The sequence below is a fragment of the Escherichia sp. HH26CH genome, from assembly GCF_009820205.1.
GTDB classification, from domain to species: Bacteria; Pseudomonadota; Gammaproteobacteria; order Enterobacterales; family Enterobacteriaceae; genus Escherichia; species Escherichia coli_F.
On record NZ_VNXM01000054.1, the window covers coordinates 120,793 to 137,934 of the forward strand.

The 17,142-nt window shown below is 49.4% G+C and carries 13 protein-coding genes and 1 pseudogene; 4 read left to right on the top strand and 10 right to left on the bottom strand.

What is annotated here, in order from left to right:
* Positions 1-243 precede the first annotated feature (243 nt).
* A complete protein-coding gene (gene ybjG / locus FQ015_RS18035; RefSeq protein WP_024212110.1) occupies positions 244-840 on the top strand; it encodes an undecaprenyl-diphosphate phosphatase in 597 nt (198 codons plus the stop codon).
* 57 nt (positions 841-897) lie between these two features.
* On the top strand, positions 898-1,656 hold the full coding sequence (gene deoR, locus FQ015_RS18040; RefSeq protein ID WP_000450117.1) for a DNA-binding transcriptional repressor DeoR: 759 nt from the start codon (positions 898-900) through the stop codon (positions 1,654-1,656).
* 46 nt (positions 1,657-1,702) lie between these two features.
* Here deoR and dacC read toward each other — a convergent pair whose 3' ends face one another.
* A complete protein-coding gene (dacC, locus tag FQ015_RS18045) occupies positions 1,703-2,905 on the bottom strand; it encodes a serine-type D-Ala-D-Ala carboxypeptidase (protein ID WP_000195961.1) in 1,203 nt (400 codons plus the stop codon).
* A gap of 246 nt (positions 2,906-3,151) precedes the next feature.
* On the opposite strand from dacC, the gene gstB reads away from it, so the two are divergent.
* Positions 3,152-3,778, top strand: a complete 627-nt coding sequence (gene gstB / locus FQ015_RS18050; RefSeq protein WP_000631897.1) for a glutathione S-transferase GstB — start codon at positions 3,152-3,154, stop codon at positions 3,776-3,778.
* On the opposite strand, the gene yliI is transcribed toward gstB, so the two are convergent.
* Both yliI and bssR read right to left on the bottom strand, forming a co-directional pair.
* Positions 3,775-4,890: an aldose sugar dehydrogenase YliI gene (gene yliI, locus FQ015_RS18055; RefSeq protein ID WP_160524339.1), complete on the bottom strand. Its 1,116-nt coding sequence runs from the start codon at positions 4,888-4,890 to the stop codon at positions 3,775-3,777. The two genes, gstB and yliI, sit on opposite strands and share 4 nt — an antisense overlap.
* 110 nt (positions 4,891-5,000) lie before the next feature.
* Positions 5,001-5,384, bottom strand: a complete 384-nt coding sequence (gene bssR / locus FQ015_RS18060) for a biofilm formation regulator BssR (protein WP_000497137.1) — start codon at positions 5,382-5,384, stop codon at positions 5,001-5,003.
* Positions 5,385-5,596: 212 nt separating this feature from the next.
* Here bssR and rimO point away from each other — a divergent pair, with 212 nt between their 5' ends.
* On the top strand, positions 5,597-6,922 hold the full coding sequence (rimO, locus tag FQ015_RS18065; RefSeq protein ID WP_000049367.1) for a 30S ribosomal protein S12 methylthiotransferase RimO: 1,326 nt from the start codon (positions 5,597-5,599) through the stop codon (positions 6,920-6,922).
* Between the two features lie 46 nt (positions 6,923-6,968).
* Here rimO and FQ015_RS18070 read toward each other — a convergent pair whose 3' ends face one another.
* From FQ015_RS18070 to iaaA, 7 genes and pseudogenes are all read right to left on the bottom strand, one after another.
* Positions 6,969-8,297: a GGDEF domain-containing protein gene (locus tag FQ015_RS18070; protein WP_032183821.1), complete on the bottom strand. Its 1,329-nt coding sequence runs from the start codon at positions 8,295-8,297 to the stop codon at positions 6,969-6,971.
* A gap of 7 nt (positions 8,298-8,304) precedes the next feature.
* Positions 8,305-10,652, bottom strand: a pseudogene (locus FQ015_RS18075) (sensor domain-containing phosphodiesterase).
* Positions 10,653-10,829: 177 nt separating this feature from the next.
* On the bottom strand, positions 10,830-11,741 hold the full coding sequence (gsiD, locus tag FQ015_RS18080) for a glutathione ABC transporter permease GsiD (protein WP_001218007.1): 912 nt from the start codon (positions 11,739-11,741) through the stop codon (positions 10,830-10,832).
* A gap of 2 nt (positions 11,742-11,743) precedes the next feature.
* Positions 11,744-12,664 (bottom strand): glutathione ABC transporter permease GsiC, encoded by a 921-nt coding sequence (gene gsiC / locus FQ015_RS18085; protein ID WP_000936054.1) that lies wholly within the window; start codon positions 12,662-12,664, stop codon positions 11,744-11,746.
* Positions 12,665-12,681: 17 nt separating this feature from the next.
* Positions 12,682-14,220, bottom strand: coding sequence for a glutathione ABC transporter substrate-binding protein GsiB (gene gsiB / locus FQ015_RS18090; RefSeq protein WP_134736205.1), 1,539 nt, complete (start codon positions 14,218-14,220; stop codon positions 12,682-12,684).
* 19 nt (positions 14,221-14,239) lie between these two features.
* A complete protein-coding gene (gsiA, locus tag FQ015_RS18095) occupies positions 14,240-16,111 on the bottom strand; it encodes a glutathione ABC transporter ATP-binding protein GsiA (RefSeq protein WP_039020435.1) in 1,872 nt (623 codons plus the stop codon).
* On the bottom strand, positions 16,098-17,063 hold the full coding sequence (gene iaaA / locus FQ015_RS18100) for a beta-aspartyl-peptidase (protein WP_160524340.1): 966 nt from the start codon (positions 17,061-17,063) through the stop codon (positions 16,098-16,100). The genes gsiA and iaaA overlap by 14 nt, the downstream gene beginning before the upstream one ends.
* Positions 17,064-17,142 lie beyond the last annotated feature (79 nt).

Sequence of the window (17,142 nt, forward strand, 5' to 3'; positions counted from 1 at the left end):
GCGCAGCTAACGAGAAAGCGAATTTTGTAGCTGAAACTTCGGTTAAGCACATTCTTACATTATTGCGAGTATAGCTACGCTTTCTTTAAGTTTTATTTAACCTATGCTCGTTACAATCAGCCACCGTAAACAGGGCCGCTTGAGGGAAATAAGACGATGCCGCTTTACCCAGTTTAACCTGCACTTTATTCTCAACGACTTGCCTGTATTGGCTCCCTTTTAATCACTTTGCGTCGGGAAGTTATGCTGGAAAATTTGAATCTCTCTCTATTCTCTCTTATTAACGCGACGCCAGACTCGGCTCCGTGGATGATCTCGTTGGCGATTTTTATTGCTAAAGATTTGATTACCGTGGTGCCGCTGCTGGCCGCAGTACTTTGGTTGTGGGGGCTTACAGCACAACGGCAACTGGTGATAAAAATCGCAATCGCGCTAGTCGTCAGCCTGTTAGTGTCCTGGACGATGGGGCATCTTTTCCCACACGACCGCCCCTTTGTCGAGAATATCGGCTATAACTTCCTGCATCATGCGGCGGATGACTCATTCCCGAGCGATCATGGTACGGTAATTTTCACCTTTGCACTGGCATTTTTATGCTGGCATCGCCTGTGGTCCGGTTCCCTTTTAATGGTACTGGCTGTTGTCATTGCCTGGTCGCGCGTTTATCTTGGCGTGCACTGGCCGCTGGATATGCTCGGTGGATTGCTGGCAGGTATGATTGGCTGCCTTAGCGCTCAGATTATCTGGCAAGCGATAGGGCATAAACTCTATCAACGTCTGCAATCATGGTATCGCTTCTGTTTTGCATTACCGATCCGCAAAGGCTGGGTGCGTGACTGATCTCTGCTAAAAAGTGTAGTATTGAGCGGCTCGCTTCAATAACTATTCAGAGGGATTATGGAAACACGTCGCGAAGAGCGTATCGGGCAACTGCTGCAAGAATTAAAACGCAGCGATAAGTTACATCTTAAAGACGCCGCCGCCCTGCTTGGGGTTTCGGAGATGACGATTCGTCGCGATCTGAACAACCACAGCGCCCCCGTCGTTTTGCTTGGCGGCTATATTGTTCTGGAACCGCGCAGCGCCAGCCATTATCTGTTAAGCGATCAAAAATCCCGTCTGGTAGAGGAAAAACGCCGGGCGGCAAAACTGGCTGCGACGCTGGTAGAACCCGATCAGACCCTCTTTTTTGACTGTGGCACCACCACACCGTGGATTATTGAAGCGATTGATAATGAAATCCCTTTTACCGCCATTTGTTATTCGCTAAATACCTTTCTGGCACTGAAAGAGAAACCTCATTGCCGCGCGTTTCTTTGCGGTGGTGAATTTCACGCCAGCAACGCCATTTTCAAACCCATCGATTTTCAGCAAACGCTGAATAATTTTTGCCCGGATATCGCTTTTTATTCCGCGGCGGGGGTGCATGTCAGTAAGGGCGCTACCTGTTTTAATCTTGAAGAGTTGCCGGTAAAACACTGGGCCATGTCGATGGCGCAAAAGCATGTGCTGGTTGTCGACCACAGTAAATTTGGCAAGGTGCGTCCGGCACGCATGGGTGACCTGAAACGCTTTGATATTGTAGTGAGCGATTGTTGCCCGGAAGATGAGTATGTGAAGTACGCGCAGACGCAGCGTATTAAGTTGATGTATTAACAACGAATAACCGGATGACGTTTCGCGCCATCCGGTTATCAGAAGATTAAGAGAACCAGCTGCCGAACCACTGATGGAATTTCATCATCACGAAATCCCACATCCGACCAAAGAATCCGCCCTCTTCCACATTTTCCATCACGATCAGCGGACGCTGCTCAATGGATTTACCGTTAAGCTGGAAATCAATGGTGCCGACAACCTGACCTTTTTTCAGCGGTGCGGTGAGCTGTGGTTCCGTTAACGTGTAGCTCGCCTTCAGGTTTTTCAACTGCCCTCGCGGTATGGTCACTGATCCCGCTTCGCCTGCCCCGAGATTCACTTCGCTCTTATCACCAAACCAGACGCGCTGAGTCACAAAGGTGGCATCAGGTTTAATTGGCGTCACGGTTTCAAAGAAGCGGAAACCCCAGGTCAATAATTTCTCAGACTCATTAAAACGGATACGGTCAGTTTTCGCCCCCAGCACTACGGAGATTAAACGCATATCGCCCTGGGTAGCAGAAGCAACCAGATTATATCCCGCGCCTGCCGTGGTTCCTGTCTTCATGCCATCAACATTCAGATTGCTGCTCCACAGCAGACGGTTACGGTTAGGCTGACGAATTTTGTTGAAGGTGAACTCTTTCTCTTTATGAATGGCGTACTCTTCTGGCACATCGTGAATCAGTGCTTTACCCAGCAATGCCATATCGCGTGCGGTACTGAACTGCCCCGGCGCATCCAGACCGTGCACCGTCTGGAAGGTCGTGTTGGTCAGCCCCAGTTTTTTGGCATAACCATTCATCAAACCAATAAATGACTCCTGGCTCCCGGCAACGTAATCAGCCAGCGCAATACAGGCGTCATTACCGGACTGGATAATCACGCCTTTGTTCAAGTCTGCCACCGAAACCTGATCGCCTGGTTTGAGGAACATTACCGACGAACCGCGCAGTGCCGGGTTTCCCGTCGCCCAGGCATCTTTACCGACCGTCACCATATCGGTGAGTTTAATCTTATCGGCCTTAAGCGCCTGCCCAACCACATAGCTGGTCATGATTTTAGTCAGGCTCGCGGGGTCCAGTTTCTCATCCGCATTGCCTTCTGCCAGCACTTTACCGCTGGCGTAATCCATTAAAATCCATGCACGCGCATCCACGCTCGGCGCTTCAACGGTTTGTTCCGCCGCGAATGCCGTTGGGGCAAAAAGGAATAAAAATGCAGAACCCGCTGCAAGACCACGAAGGAGAGAGGAGTATTGCGTCATAAATGCCACCCGAGTATCCATTCAAAAAAAATACGTTATATCGCCGTATGATAAGTTCGGTGATTAATAACGCACACACAAACTTAAAGAAACCGTAAGTTGGTAAAGTTTTTAAAGTTTATGCAATATCCTGCCGCTTCGCTGCTTCTGCCGTCATTTTTTTGCCAGCTGTTGCTTAAAAGTTAACTTTACTTCACCATCAAAGTCCTGTTCAGCCTGTGGCTGCCTGTCGGAAAAGGGGTAAGTATGATTACGCTGTGGGGTCGGAATAATTCAACCAACGTAAAAAAAGTATTGCTGACGCTCGAAGAACTGGAACTACCTTATGAGCAAATTCTCGCGGGCCGTGAGTTTGGGGTAAACCACGATGCTGATTTTCTGGCGATGAACCCTAACGGGCTGGTGCCGTTGTTGCGTGACGACGAAAGTGATCTCATCCTTTGGGAATCAAACGCCATTGTCCGCTATCTGGCGGCACAGTATGGGCAAAACCGCCTGTGGATCGACTCACCGGCACGCCGTGCAGAAGCGGAAAAATGGATGGACTGGGCAAACCAGACGCTCAGCAATGCCCATCGCGGGATCCTGATGGGATTAGTCAGAACACCACCGGAAGAGCGCGATCAGGCCGCCATTGATGCCAGTTGTAAAGAGTGCGACGCCCTGTTTGCCCTGCTCGATGCGGAACTGGCAAAAGTAAAATGGTTCTCCGGCGACGAGTTTGGTGTGGGCGATATCGCTATCGCACCGTTCATCTACAATTTGTTTAACGTTGGCCTGACCTGGACACCGCGTCCAAATCTGCAACGCTGGTATCAGCAACTCACTGAACGCCCCGCAGTGCGCAAAGTGGTGATGATTCCCGTTAGCTAATTGCGTGGGCTAACTTTAAGTAATTCCCCACTGGACTCGTCGGTGAGAACGTATAAATAACCGTCTGGTCCAGTGCGAACATCACGAATTCGCTGCCCTCTGTCCGTTAAAATACGGCCATCTTCTGTCACTTTGTCGCCGTTGACGCTCATCACAATGACATCTTTATCTTTCAGCGCGCCAATAAATAATTTTTGCTGCCACTGGGGGAATTTATCGCTGTTATAGAAGGCCATGCCGCTCACGGCGGGCGAATCTTTCCAGTAAAAAACAGGTTGCTCGGTCCCGGCGACGATCTCCCCTTTCGCTTCCGGTATTTTAAAGCCTGAATAATTGATTCCCCAGGTTGCCAGCGGCCAGCCGTAGTTTTTGCCTTTTTGCGGGATATTAATTTCATCACCACCGCGTGGGCCATGTTCATTTAGCCACAGTGCATTACTCCACGGATTCATCGCCATTCCTTGCGGATTACGAATGCCATAAGACCAGATCTCGGCGCGCTCACCGGATCTCCTGGCAAAAGGATTATCATCCGGGATCTCGCCCTGGTCAGTAAGACGCACCAGTTTGCCCTGTAATTTATCCAGATCCTGCGCCGTCGGGCGCTGATTGTTTTCGCCCAGAGCAATAAAAAGATAACCTTTACCGTCGAATACCAGCCGCCCACCAAAATGGTTGCCGGTAGACAGTTTTGGCATCTGGCGAAAAATGGTGCGGAAGTCGGTCACTTTTGAGAGATCATCACTTAAACGACCATACCCCACGGCAGTTCCGGCTTTGCCATCATCGCCAACTTCGGAATAACTTAACCAGATGCGGCGCGACTGGGCAAAATCAGGCGCTAAAACCACGTCCAGCAGACCGCCCTGCCCGTGCGCCCAAACGTCCGGCACTCCGGAAAGCGGCGCAGATAATCCTTTTCCTGCTTGCCAGTGACGCAACTCACCGCCGCGCAGAGTGATTAACATACCGTGATTATCGGGTAAAAAGGCCAGCGCCCAAGGGTGATCGAGTTTGTCTTGCAGTACTTCGACATTTACCGTTGCAGGAGCTGCCCAGAGAGCAGAAGAAAGACAGATAAGGGGCACAAGGAAAAAGGATTGTCTCTGCATAACGCCTCCAGATTGACTCTGGCTTAAAGCGTAGTCAGTGGAGGAGATAACAAATTCATTTTTACAAAAACTTAAACATGAAGGGGGAGACGCTTTCTCCCCCTTAGTTTTCAGGCCTTCTCAAGCATGGCGTGTTTCTGCAGGCTCTGGATACTCAGCGTTAAGCTCATCAGACAATTTTCAAGCTTATCGGCGTTGACGGTAATAACAGTCGGGCAATCATGGTGCCCACTCATCAAACATACTGCGGCTGTCGCTAATGCTTCTTCAGCATGATGAAGAGCACTCCACTCTTCCTGATCCAGATGAAGATTCAACCGCAGCGATTTATCGTGCAGTTCGCGATTCAGTTTAAAAAAGTTATCTCGTAGATGATTGCTTTCGCTGACGGACATGTATCCTTTTGCCTTCCTCAGTTGCACGTATGCAGCGAGGTCAACGCGTGCGTCGATCAACCGGTTCAGCAGATCGATTCGCTGTCTGTCAACGAACATACTTCGATCCTCCTCTTTCCAGCCTTGTTGCAATTAAATAGTATGGCTATTTTTTGAGCAAAATGCTGTCCAGAATCAATTCTTCACGCCGAATTAACAAAATTTACATTTCCTTCGCCTCCGCCAGCGAATGAGATTGCGATACAAATTTTATCCAGAACTCTGTAGAATCCCTGCCCTGACCTTTCCTGTAACTGAATATTTTTTAAGCTATGAGCAAAGTAACTCCCCAGCCGAAAATCGGCTTTGTTTCCCTTGGCTGTCCGAAAAACCTTGTCGATTCAGAGCGTATTCTCACCGAACTACGCACCGAAGGTTATGACGTGGTACCGAGCTATGACGATGCGGACATGGTGATCGTCAATACCTGCGGCTTTATTGACAGCGCGGTACAAGAATCACTGGAAGCCATTGGCGAAGCGTTGAATGAAAACGGCAAGGTCATTGTGACCGGTTGTCTGGGGGCGAAAGAAGATCAGATCCGCGAAGTCCACCCGAAAGTGCTGGAAATCACCGGGCCTCATAGCTATGAGCAGGTTCTTGAGCACGTTCATCACTACGTACCAAAACCGAAACACAACCCATTCCTGAGCCTGGTGCCAGAACAAGGTGTGAAACTGACGCCGCGTCATTATGCCTATCTGAAAATTTCTGAAGGCTGTAACCACCGCTGCACCTTCTGCATTATTCCGTCTATGCGCGGCGATCTGGTGAGCCGTCCAATTGGCGAAGTGTTAAGTGAAGCGAAACGACTGGTTGATGCGGGCGTTAAAGAGATTCTGGTGATCTCGCAGGATACTTCCGCCTATGGCGTCGATGTTAAACATCGTACTGGCTTCCACAACGGCGAGCCAGTAAAAACCAGCATGGTCAGCCTGTGTGAACAGTTATCGAAACTGGGGATCTGGACACGTCTGCACTACGTTTACCCTTATCCACACGTGGACGACGTCATCCCACTGATGGCGGAAGGCAAAATCCTGCCGTATCTGGATATCCCGTTGCAACACGCCAGCCCGCGCATTCTCAAACTGATGAAGCGTCCGGGTTCTGTAGATCGCCAACTGGCGCGCATCAAACAGTGGCGCGAAATCTGCCCGGAACTGACCCTGCGCTCAACCTTTATTGTCGGCTTCCCTGGCGAGACGGAAGAAGATTTCCAGATGCTACTCGATTTCCTGAAAGAAGCACGTCTGGATCGCGTTGGCTGCTTTAAATACAGCCCGGTTGAAGGCGCAGATGCCAATGCCCTGCCTGACCAGGTTCCGGAAGAAGTGAAAGAAGAACGCTGGAACCGTTTCATGCAGCTACAGCAGCAGATTTCCGCCGAGCGCCTGCAGGAGAAAGTGGGCCGTGAAATTCTGGTGATTATCGACGAAGTGGACGAAGAAGGTGCGATTGGCCGCAGCATGGCAGATGCACCAGAAATCGACGGCGCGGTTTATCTCAATGGTGAAACTAACGTTAAGCCGGGTGATATCCTGCGAGTGAAAGTCGAGCACGCCGATGAGTACGATTTGTGGGGTAGCCGGGTTTAATTAATTCAGGCCGGGCAAAATCATTTGTCCGGCCTGCGAATAAAGATTACTGCCAGCTAATCTGCGCCCTGCCGTTTTTCTTACTCTTATACAGCCGCTCATCCGCCAGCATTTTCAAGCGTTCGACGGTAGTACATTCATTTGAATGCGCTACGCCGATACTGGTGCTCAAGTTAATACTCCCCACCTGGAAATGGACGATTTCTTTTAGAATCGATAGCAACTCCTCCAGCGTTCCGCCAGTATAAATCACCGCAAATTCGTCACCGCCGAAGCGGTAGACTTTACCTTTATCTACCGGAATTTGTGATTTAAGGATTTTCACCACTTTCATCAACACTTCATCGCCCAGCAAATGACCGAAGGTGTCGTTAATGTTTTTGAATTTATCGACATCAAAAAGACACAGATAGCCGCCTTTTTCCGGCAGGGCTTTTAAATCTTCATCAAAGGATTTTCTGCCCATTGCTTTGGTCAGGTCGTCCAGAAACGCCGAGTTATACATACTGTAGAGTTTTTTGACATCGGCAGCCGAGAAGAAAAGCCCACCGTCCAGGACGCGTTCAAAATGGTTATTAATAATGGCTTCTTTCTCCACAATGCCACGATTAATCACTCTGCGCACCAGATAAAGGCAGCTAGCACCCGATATCACTGCCACCAATGCAGCAAAGAAAATAATCAACATACATACCTGAAAATAAACGTCTTTTTTATACGAAAATACGTACAATCCGGTCGGCAAATAGGCGAAGTGCTCCATTGCTTCCGAAACGGTGAAGATGGCGTTTTTAGCGTTATATTCATCACCGGTCACCGATTTACCGTTCTTGAACAGGGAGAACATCAGGTTCTCGCTATCCATCGCCAGCGATTTTGACAGTAAAGAAAAACGCTCCAGACCAAGCAAAAATATCAGACTGCGATTGTGAGTTACCGGATAGAGGTAATAGACGAAGGTTTTACCGTCAAAAGAGATAAACCCTGTATTTTTGACATGTCGATACTTAACAACCTGCATAATATCTGCACAATAATTTTTCTCGAACTCTTTTACCTGAATACATTCGTCACTGGAAATCAGATAAGGACCGACATCGTACAAATAAGAGGGTGAAACCGAGTCGGCGTAAGCTGTGCGCAAGCCAACCAACAGCTGTTCCTCCGTGGGATTTAGCGTGTTGATGAGATCAATTGCCACGCTACGCCGATATTCAGCAATATTTGCCACCGCAAAAGCAGTATCAATAACGGACTGTTTCAGGCCATACACCCGTTCCTTTACCATTTGAGTGTAGATCCCGCAGGCAACTGCTGAAATCATGATAAAAATCAGCAGACTGACTGTAAGTACGAACTTATTGATTCTGGACATACGTAAACTACTCTTTTACTAATTTTCCACTTTTATCCCAGGCGGAGAACGGCATGGGTTTCTGGTACAGATACCCCTGAGCCTGAACACATCCTAATTTGATTAATTCGCGCGCAACGTCTTCGCTCTCTACGCCTTCCGCAATCACCGGGATCCGGTTATAGCGTGCCAGATCGAAAATAATGCGCACAATTTTCCCCGCAGTACCGAAAATATCGCCGGTAAATTGCGAGTCCACTTTTATACTGTCTGGATTAATTTCATAAAAACGTTTCAGGTTTGACAAACCGGTGCCAAAGTCATCAATCGATATCCGTACCCCTTGTTTACGCAGTTGTTCAATATTGAGATAAAAATGTTCATTAATTCGCTCGATCACAGTTTCAGTGATCTCAACACAGAGGCTGTTCGCCTTCAGGCCATTTTCTTTCATGATGGTGGTAAAACGCTCATGAAAGTGTGGTTCGTTTAACTGCCATGGCGAAACATTAATATGCAGTAAGAAACCGTCCTTCAGCGACGCACGCTGACTAAAATGTCTGAATTCACCCATTGCCGTTTTAATAATCTGATAACCTAGCTCATTGATAAACCCGATATCTTCAGCAATGGTAATGAACTTCAGCGGTGAAATGATCCCCCGCTCCGCAGACACCCAACGGCACAACGCCTCCGCGCCCAGAATGGCGCGGGTGTTAATATCAACGATCGGTTGATAGACCAGGAATAGTTCGCCAATTTCCATTGCATGGCGAATATTACGCGCAATCCAGATATTCTCTTCTATTTCGTTGAGTTTCGCGTCATCACAGAAAATAAACTCTGAGAACATATGGTCACGGATACTGGAAATCGCCAGTTTCAGTTTTTCTGCGTAACTCCAGGCGTTTTCTCCCTGCAAAGGTTCACAAATGGCAGACTTATGGATGCGCAGATTGCGGTAGCCAAAGCTGCTGTCAAAATCGTTTATCATCGCTATTTTACGGGTAAATGTCTGTACATTTTCCCGGCACAGAAGTAAATAGAGATCGGCATTGAATGTCACGATATCGCAGCATTGCGCATATTTCTCGGCAATTCGCTGACACAATTTCCTGACGATTTTATTGCGTTCATCAACACCAAACACCGCTTCCACGGCTTCCAGACCACACAGTTTGATGATCCCCACAGCCAGGTACTGATTATTGTTGGACTCAATAATCGCCATATTTTTAATAAAACCGCTTTCCTGATCGTAAGAGATCAGTGAGAGCAATTTATTTGACCGTTCAATTTCGGCATCTTTCATTTCCGCGATCGAATTTTTGATGCTGATAATCTCTTTCGCATCGCCTTCGCGAATTTTCAGAGCCTCGATTTGATCCGTTGAGTCGGGCAAAAATGCCAGCGTATTAACCAGCTCGGTCATTTCAGAAAATTGCCTACGGAACACACGAGTGGTCATTAAATAAACCACCAGCAATACGATAATAATGAAAGCAAACGGCAGATAAAAAAGTTTATCTGATGCGTTCAATAAATTACCGCCAGGATAATAAAAATAGATTTCGAATAATGCGTTGTTTGGCACCGCTGATGTTTTTTCGATATATTCAGTATCGACAGAATCAATAATATTATAATTGCCTTCGCTATTATAAATAATCAGTTTTTCACGAGCGAGTTGATTCTTGGCAATGATCTCATGGCCTTGTTTCAAAAATAGAACTTCATCATTAGCGCTGATTTGATCAAGATACTCGTTCAGATATCGCCAGTTTAAATCGACATGAATTTTATCCACCACTAACAAATCGTGATCTTTGCCGTTGATGCGTAGCGTAAAAGAGATACATTTTTTACCCGGACGATCAAAGCAATTGTATGCCGGATTCCAGCTGTTGTTAGAGTCATCTGAAGCCACCGACCACGGTCGTTTCGATGGGTTAAAATCGGCAAAAATAACCCGCCCTGACTCGTCGACAAGCGGTCCATTTACTTGTTCCTGATGATAAACAGCGATTTTATCATTTGCCCTCCGCGAAAAGAGATAATATTTATTATCATCAAGTACCAGTCCCACCGAGTCTAAAAATGGCATCATTTCCATTTTAAGGATCACAGCGCGTTGAATCTCCTCTGTATTTTTTAATAAATACAGTGAGTCCTTTAATGTCAGGGCCGAACGTTCAATATCTTTAAAGAAATAGCCAACGTTTTTCTGAATAAGTTCAAAGCGGCTATCGGCACGTTTTACCGCGCGTTCCGATACCAGTTGATAGTTAATGATGAAAAAAAGCCAATAAATGACAGTGCTGCCAATAAAAATAAAATTATCAGCCTTATCTTTATCTTTTCGTATAAACTCAGCATGTTAATACATTTAACAAAATAACTGTCTGAACGCTGTGCCGCTGCAAAAACAGTCCCTTGCTGCGGCTTTTTAACCAAATTACCCGATTCTACAAAATCAGCAGAAAGTTACAACACTTGCTTAGGGCAATAATTTCCTGTGAGGTGATTACCCTTTCAAGCAATATTCAAACGTAACTATCCTTTAATTTTCGGATCCAGCGCATCGCGTAAACCATCACCCAACAAATTGAACGCCAGTACGGTCAGAAAAATAGCCAGGGCCGGAAAAACAGCGACATGCGGCGCGATAACCATATCCGCTCGTGCCTCATTGAGCATTGCTCCCCACTCTGGTGTCGGCGGCTGCGCACCGAGGCCGAGAAATGACAGGCTGGCGGCAGAGATAATCGAGGTGCCGATGCGCATGGTGAAAAACACCACGATAGAAGAGACGGTCCCAGGCAGAATATGACGCAATAAAATGGTCATATCGCTGGCACCAATACTGCGTGCTGACTCAATAAAGGTTTGCTGTTTCAACACCAGCGTATTGCCGCGCACCAGTCGGGCAAACGCGGGGATGGAAAAAATGGCAACGGCGATAATCACGTTAGCGATGCCGCTTCCCAACACCGCAACAACAGCGATGGCCAGCAAAATACCCGGGAAGGCAAACAGCACATCGCAAATGCGCATGATCAGCCGATCCCACCAGCCTTCATAATATCCCGCCAGCAAGCCCAGCAACGTCCCGATCGCCGCACCGATAAACACGGCAAACACGCCCGCCGCCAGCGAGATTTGCGCACCAACCAGGACACGGCTGAAAATGTCGCGTCCCAGTGAATCGACGCCAAACCAGTGCTGCAAAGAAGGTCCGTTATTCAGATTGTCATAATCGAAAAAATTTTCGGCGTCATAGGGGGCGATCCAGCGTGCAAAAATGGCCACCACAATCAATAAAATGACGAATAATGCGGCGGCCATCGCCATATGCTGATGGCGAAATCGTCGCCAGAATTCATGCCACGGTGTGCGTACCTGGTCAGGTTTAACCAATGGCATGGCGTTTAACACCGCCTGACGTCGCCAGTTAAATATTCGCATCCTTACTTGTACCTGATAGCCGGGTTAATGGCGGCATAAAGCACATCCACCACTAAGTTGATAAGAATAAATTCCAGCGAGAAAAGCAGAATTTCCGCCTGAATCACCGGGTAATCGCGCATTTCTACGGAGTCGACGAGTAAGCGTCCAAGTCCGGGCCAGTTGAAGACTTTCTCCACCACAATGGAACCACCGAGTAAAAAGCCAAACTGTAAGCCCATCATGGTCACTACCGGGATCATCGCATTGCGTAACCCGTGTTTGAGGATGACCCAGGTTTCGCTCACCCCTTTCGCCCTCGCGGTACGCATATAATCTTCGCTTAAAACGTCGACAAACGATGCGCGGGTAAAGCGCGCCATCACGGCTGCCACTGCCGCGCCGAGCGTCAGGGAGGGTAAAATGTAGTGCTGCCAACTGTCTGCACCTACGGTGGGTAACCAGCCAAGTTCAACTGAGAAAACCTGAATCAACAGTATTCCTAACGCAAATGCCGGGAATGAAATCCCTGATACCGCGATAGTCATACTTAATCGATCCGGCCAACGGTTACGCCAGACAGCGGCGATAATACCAGCCCCCATGCCGAACAGCACCGCCCAGGTCATACTGGTAATAGTCAACCATAGAGTAGGCATGAAGCGGCTGGCAATCTCATTGGCAACGGGACGACGCGACACCATCGACAGGCCAAAATCGCCCTGTACGGCATTGGTGATATAGTGCCAGAACTGGTGATACAGTGGCTGATCCAACCCCAGTTGCTGACGCACCAGCTCGATGACCTGCGCATCGGCTTCTGGTCCGGCAATCAATCGCGCTGGATCGCCGGGGAGCATATGAACAAACAAAAACACCAGCACTGAGACAATAAACAGCGTTGGAATCAGTCCCAGTAAGCGTTTGATAACGTAATTAAGCATTCCACTCCCTGCGTTGCTTATTGCAAATCCGCGTCTTCAAAGCTGAAACCGGTGTCTGGCATGATCCAAAAACCAGTCAGGTTTTTACTGTGTGCCGACACCAGTTTTTCGACCACCAGCGGGATCCACGGCGACTCTTGCCAGATAATATCCTGCGCCGCCTTATACAAGCGCGCCTTTTGCGCCGGATCGTTGGTTTTCAGCGCCTGGGCAAGCTCGTCATCCACCTGCTTATTGCTGTAAAACGCAGTATTAAACAGCGTCGGCGGCCAGTTCTGCGAGGCGAACAGTGGCGATAGCGCCCAGTCAGCTTCACCAGTCGAGGCCGACCAGCCAGTGTAAAACATTCTCACGCCGCTCTCTTTCTGCCCTTTACCTTCAACTTCTGCCGCCCGCTGCCCGGCATCCATCGCCGTTACCTGGGCTTTAATCCCCACCTGCGCTAGCTGTTGCTGGGTAAATTGCAGCACTTTCTGTGCGGTACTGTGATTATGTGATGACCACAGCGTGGTACTGAAGCCGTTGGGATACCCCGCCTCTTTCAATAATTCACGCGCTTTCACTGGATCGTAAGGCCACGGTTGATAACTTTGCGCGTAGGCAATACTCGGTGGCACCACACCAGTAGCAGGAACTGCATATCCCGCAAAGGCCACTTTCACCAGTGCCTGACGGTTAATGGCGTAATTCAGCGCCTCACGGACCTTCGGGTTATCGAACGGCTTTTGCGTCACGTTCATACTGATATAACGCTGCATAATTGACGGACTGGCCATCAACTCGATATTTTTGTTTTTCTCCAGCAGTGCGGCCTGCTCGTAGGGAATGGGGAAAGCAAACTGCGCTTCACCGGTTTGCAGCATTGCCGCGCGGGTGTTGTTATCCGCCACCGGACGCCAGGTTATGCTGTCCAGTTTGGGCAATCCTGGCTGCCAGTAACCCGCGAATTTTTTCACTTTCACAAAATCGGTCTGATTCCAGGTATCCAGTTCATACGGCCCGGTTCCCACCGGATGAAAACCAATATCCTTGCCATATTTTTCCAGCGCTGCCGGTGAAATCATCGCGGTCGCCGGATGGGCAAGAATATTAATAAACGCTGAAAACGGCTGTTTGAGGGTAATCTTTACCGTTGTCGGATCGATCGCTTCCGTTTTGGCAATATTCTTATACAGGTTATAGCGTTTAAGATGATTCGCCGGATCGCTGGCCCGGTCCAGATTCGCTTTTACCGCCGCTGCGTTGAAATCGGTGCCATCCTGGAATTTAATTCCTTCCCGCAGTTTCACGGTGTAAGTAAGGCCGTCATCGGAAACGGTATAACTCTCCGCCAGCACGTTTTTCAGTTTCATCTCTTTATCGAGACCGAACAGCCCCTGGTAAAACGATTTCGCTACGGCCTGAGATAACGTGTCATTCGCGTCATACGGATCGAGCGTGGTGAAGTTCGATCCTACCGCCACCACCACATCTTTGGCAGCGAATGCACAAGATGCCATCAACGCTGTCGCAATGCCCAGCGCCACTAACCCACTACGGTGTACAGCTCTTGCCATTTTATTCTCCGCCTGAATGTTATCTACGCATGAATGCGTATTCTGATTGTGGTTGTGCGACGTAATGCCCCGGCCCGACGCATTGCAACGAGACGACTGCAACCTCTTCGCCACGCAGATGAATATTGCTGGGAAGATCGTCCGACAGCAGTACACGCTGCGGTCGTTGTCGGGACGGTTCAGCGACCGGAACTGCCGCCAGTAATTTACGCGTATAAGGATGCTGCGGATTTTCAAAGACCGCGCGCCGTGGACCAATTTCAACAATTTGCCCGAGATACATCACCGCCACACGATGACTAATCCGCTCTACAACGGCCATATCGTGGGAGATAAACAGATACGCAATGCCGAAATCACGCTGGAGATCGAGCAACAAGTTGATAATCTGCCCGCGAATAGATACATCCAGCGCCGAGACGGCTTCGTCGGCAATGATCACTTTTGGATTCAATGCCAACGCGCGAGCAATGCAGATGCGCTGTCGCTGGCCGCCGGAAAACTCATGCGGGTAACGCCACGCATGTTCAGGTAACAGACCCACGCGCTCCAGCAACCACGCAACGCGTGCAGCCGCTTCTTTACCTTGCAATAAACCGTGTACGCGCAACGGTTCGATAATCGAATCACCGATGGTCTGACGTGGGTCCAGCGAAGCGTAAGGGTCCTGAAAAATAAACTGAATATCGCGACGCAATGCCTGAAGTTTGCCGGGTGAAAGGGTATCGATTCGCTGACCGTTAAAGATAATTTCGCCGCCCTGCGATTCGACCAGGCGCAGCAACGCCCGCCCGGTAGTGGATTTACCGCTGCCAGACTCACCCACCAGCGATAGCGTTTCGCCAGGCCAGAGATCAAAACTGACTTTCTCAACGGCATGCACTTCCCGCGTTACGCGATTCAACAAACCACTGCGCAAAGGGAAACGGGTGACCAGATTACGCACCCGTAAAACAGGTTCGCCATCCACCACCGTTTTCTGCTCGATGGGTGGCTCCTGTTTCGCTGGATGTTCAAGCGATATCAATGGGAAACGTCGTGGATAATCTAACCCTTTCATCGCACCAAGTTGCGGAACAGCAGCTAACAGCGCACGGGTATAAGGATGTTGCGGTGCATTAAAAATCTGTTCGACGCTACCCGTTTCCACCGCCTCGCCCTGATACATCACCAGTACCCGATCGGCAATCTCTGCCACCACACCCATATCGTGAGTGATAAAGATAACGCCCATCGACATCTCTTTTTGCAATACTTTGATTAATTGCAGGATCTGCGCCTGAATAGTGACATCCAGCGCGGTGGTTGGCTCATCGGCAATCAGCACCGCCGGGCGGCATGACAGTGCCATCGCAATCATCACTCGCTGGCGCATCCCGCCAGAGAGTTGATGCGGATAACGTGAAAGAATGGTTTGTGCCTCCGGAATGCGTACCTGGTCCAGCATCCGCTTCGCCTCGACCATTGCTTCTTCACGACTGGCGTTTTGATGCAGACGAATTGATTCGGCAATCTGTTCACCCACAGTAAATACCGGGTTCAGCGATGTCATCGGCTCCTGAAATATCATTGCCATATCCGCACCGCGCACATGGCGCATTTGTGCAGCGCTCTGCTCGCTAAGTTCAATCACCTCACGACTGCGCCGCCGCAACAGCATTTGATCGCACTGCACTAAACCGCCCGCCTGTTCCAACAGGCGCATCAATGCCAGCGCAGTCACTGACTTACCGGAGCCGGATTCGCCAACAATTGCCAGCGTCTCACCACGTTGTAGGCTAAAAGAGAGATTGCGGACCGCAGCTATTTTCTGCTGGTCCTGCCTAAAGGCAATATTCAGATTTTCAACCGCCAGCACATCACCGGCATCAAGTTCATCACTGTGTGGCAACGGTGTCCCCTTTTTCACGGTAGATACCGGTGGTTGGCGTATCGCCTGCGTAGCCCCAGGCGCGATACATTCCTTCGGTGTTAAACGGTAGCGCGACGTTACCTTCATGGTCGATAGCGATTAAGCCACCGCTACCGCCAAGTGCAGGGAGTTTTTCCATTACTACCCGCTCGCAGGCTTCCGCGAGACTTAATCCGCCGTAATCCATTAACGCGGCGATGTCATATGCCGCCAGCGCGCGGATGAAGACTTCGCCCGTGCCGGTACAAGAAACCGCCACACTGGCGTTATTGGCGTAGCATCCGGCGCCCACTAAGGGACTATCGCCAACTCGTCCGGGTAATTTATTGGTCATTCCGCCCGTGGACGTGGCTGCCGCCAGATTGCCGTTTAAATCCAGCGCCACGGCACCCACGGTGCCCATTTTCTGTTTTTCATCCAGTGGCGCACCGCTATGGTCGAGAACCGTTGCCCCTTCCTCGCGCGCTGCCAGGAGTTGTTCATAGCGCAAAGGAGTGGAGAAAATCTCCGGCGAGACGCGCTCCATGCCATGAGCAAACGCAAAATTTTCTGCCCCTTCGCCAATCATCATCACATGCGGGCTTTGCTCCATCACCAGCCGGGCAGCAAGAACCGGATTACGCAGATGACTCACGCCCGCCACCGCACCGGCTTTCAAGGTGTTACCATCCATCACACTGGCGTCGAGTTCATGCGTTTCATCTCGCGTAAAGACTGCGCCAATTCCGGCGTTAAACAGTGGACACTCTTCCAGTAGACGCACCGTTTCCGTCACCACATCCAGCGCACTTTCGCCCGCTTCCAGCATTTTCTGCCCGGTTTCAACAATGGCAGACAGCGCCTCGATGTAGCGTAATTCCTGTTGCAGACTCATCTGCGCGCGGCTAATTGCACCTGCGCCGCCATGAATTGCAATGACTGCTTTGCCCATAGTATTCGTCCATTAAGGGTGGCTCGCCACTTTTGCTATAAATATCAGAATTTTTATGAATTACTCATTCAATTTTTGA

What these genes read in the sequence shown, in the direction of transcription:
- ybjG (WP_024212110.1), top strand. Translation starts at nt 244, where the DNA reads ATGCTGGAAAATTTGAATCTCTCTCTATTCTCTCTTATTAACGCGACG.
- deoR (WP_000450117.1), top strand. Translation starts at nt 898, where the DNA reads ATGGAAACACGTCGCGAAGAGCGTATCGGGCAACTGCTGCAAGAATTA.
- dacC (WP_000195961.1), bottom strand. Translation starts at nt 2,905, where the DNA reads ATGACGCAATACTCCTCTCTCCTTCGTGGTCTTGCAGCGGGTTCTGCA.
- gstB (WP_000631897.1), top strand. Translation starts at nt 3,152, where the DNA reads ATGATTACGCTGTGGGGTCGGAATAATTCAACCAACGTAAAAAAAGTA.
- yliI (WP_160524339.1), bottom strand. Translation starts at nt 4,890, where the DNA reads ATGCAGAGACAATCCTTTTTCCTTGTGCCCCTTATCTGTCTTTCTTCT.
- bssR (WP_000497137.1), bottom strand. Translation starts at nt 5,384, where the DNA reads ATGTTCGTTGACAGACAGCGAATCGATCTGCTGAACCGGTTGATCGAC.
- rimO (WP_000049367.1), top strand. Translation starts at nt 5,597, where the DNA reads ATGAGCAAAGTAACTCCCCAGCCGAAAATCGGCTTTGTTTCCCTTGGC.
- FQ015_RS18070 (WP_032183821.1), bottom strand. Translation starts at nt 8,297, where the DNA reads ATGTCCAGAATCAATAAGTTCGTACTTACAGTCAGTCTGCTGATTTTT.
- gsiD (WP_001218007.1), bottom strand. Translation starts at nt 11,741, where the DNA reads ATGCGAATATTTAACTGGCGACGTCAGGCGGTGTTAAACGCCATGCCA.
- gsiC (WP_000936054.1), bottom strand. Translation starts at nt 12,664, where the DNA reads ATGCTTAATTACGTTATCAAACGCTTACTGGGACTGATTCCAACGCTG.
- gsiB (WP_134736205.1), bottom strand. Translation starts at nt 14,220, where the DNA reads ATGGCAAGAGCTGTACACCGTAGTGGGTTAGTGGCGCTGGGCATTGCG.
- iaaA (WP_160524340.1), bottom strand. Translation starts at nt 17,063, where the DNA reads ATGGGCAAAGCAGTCATTGCAATTCATGGCGGCGCAGGTGCAATTAGC.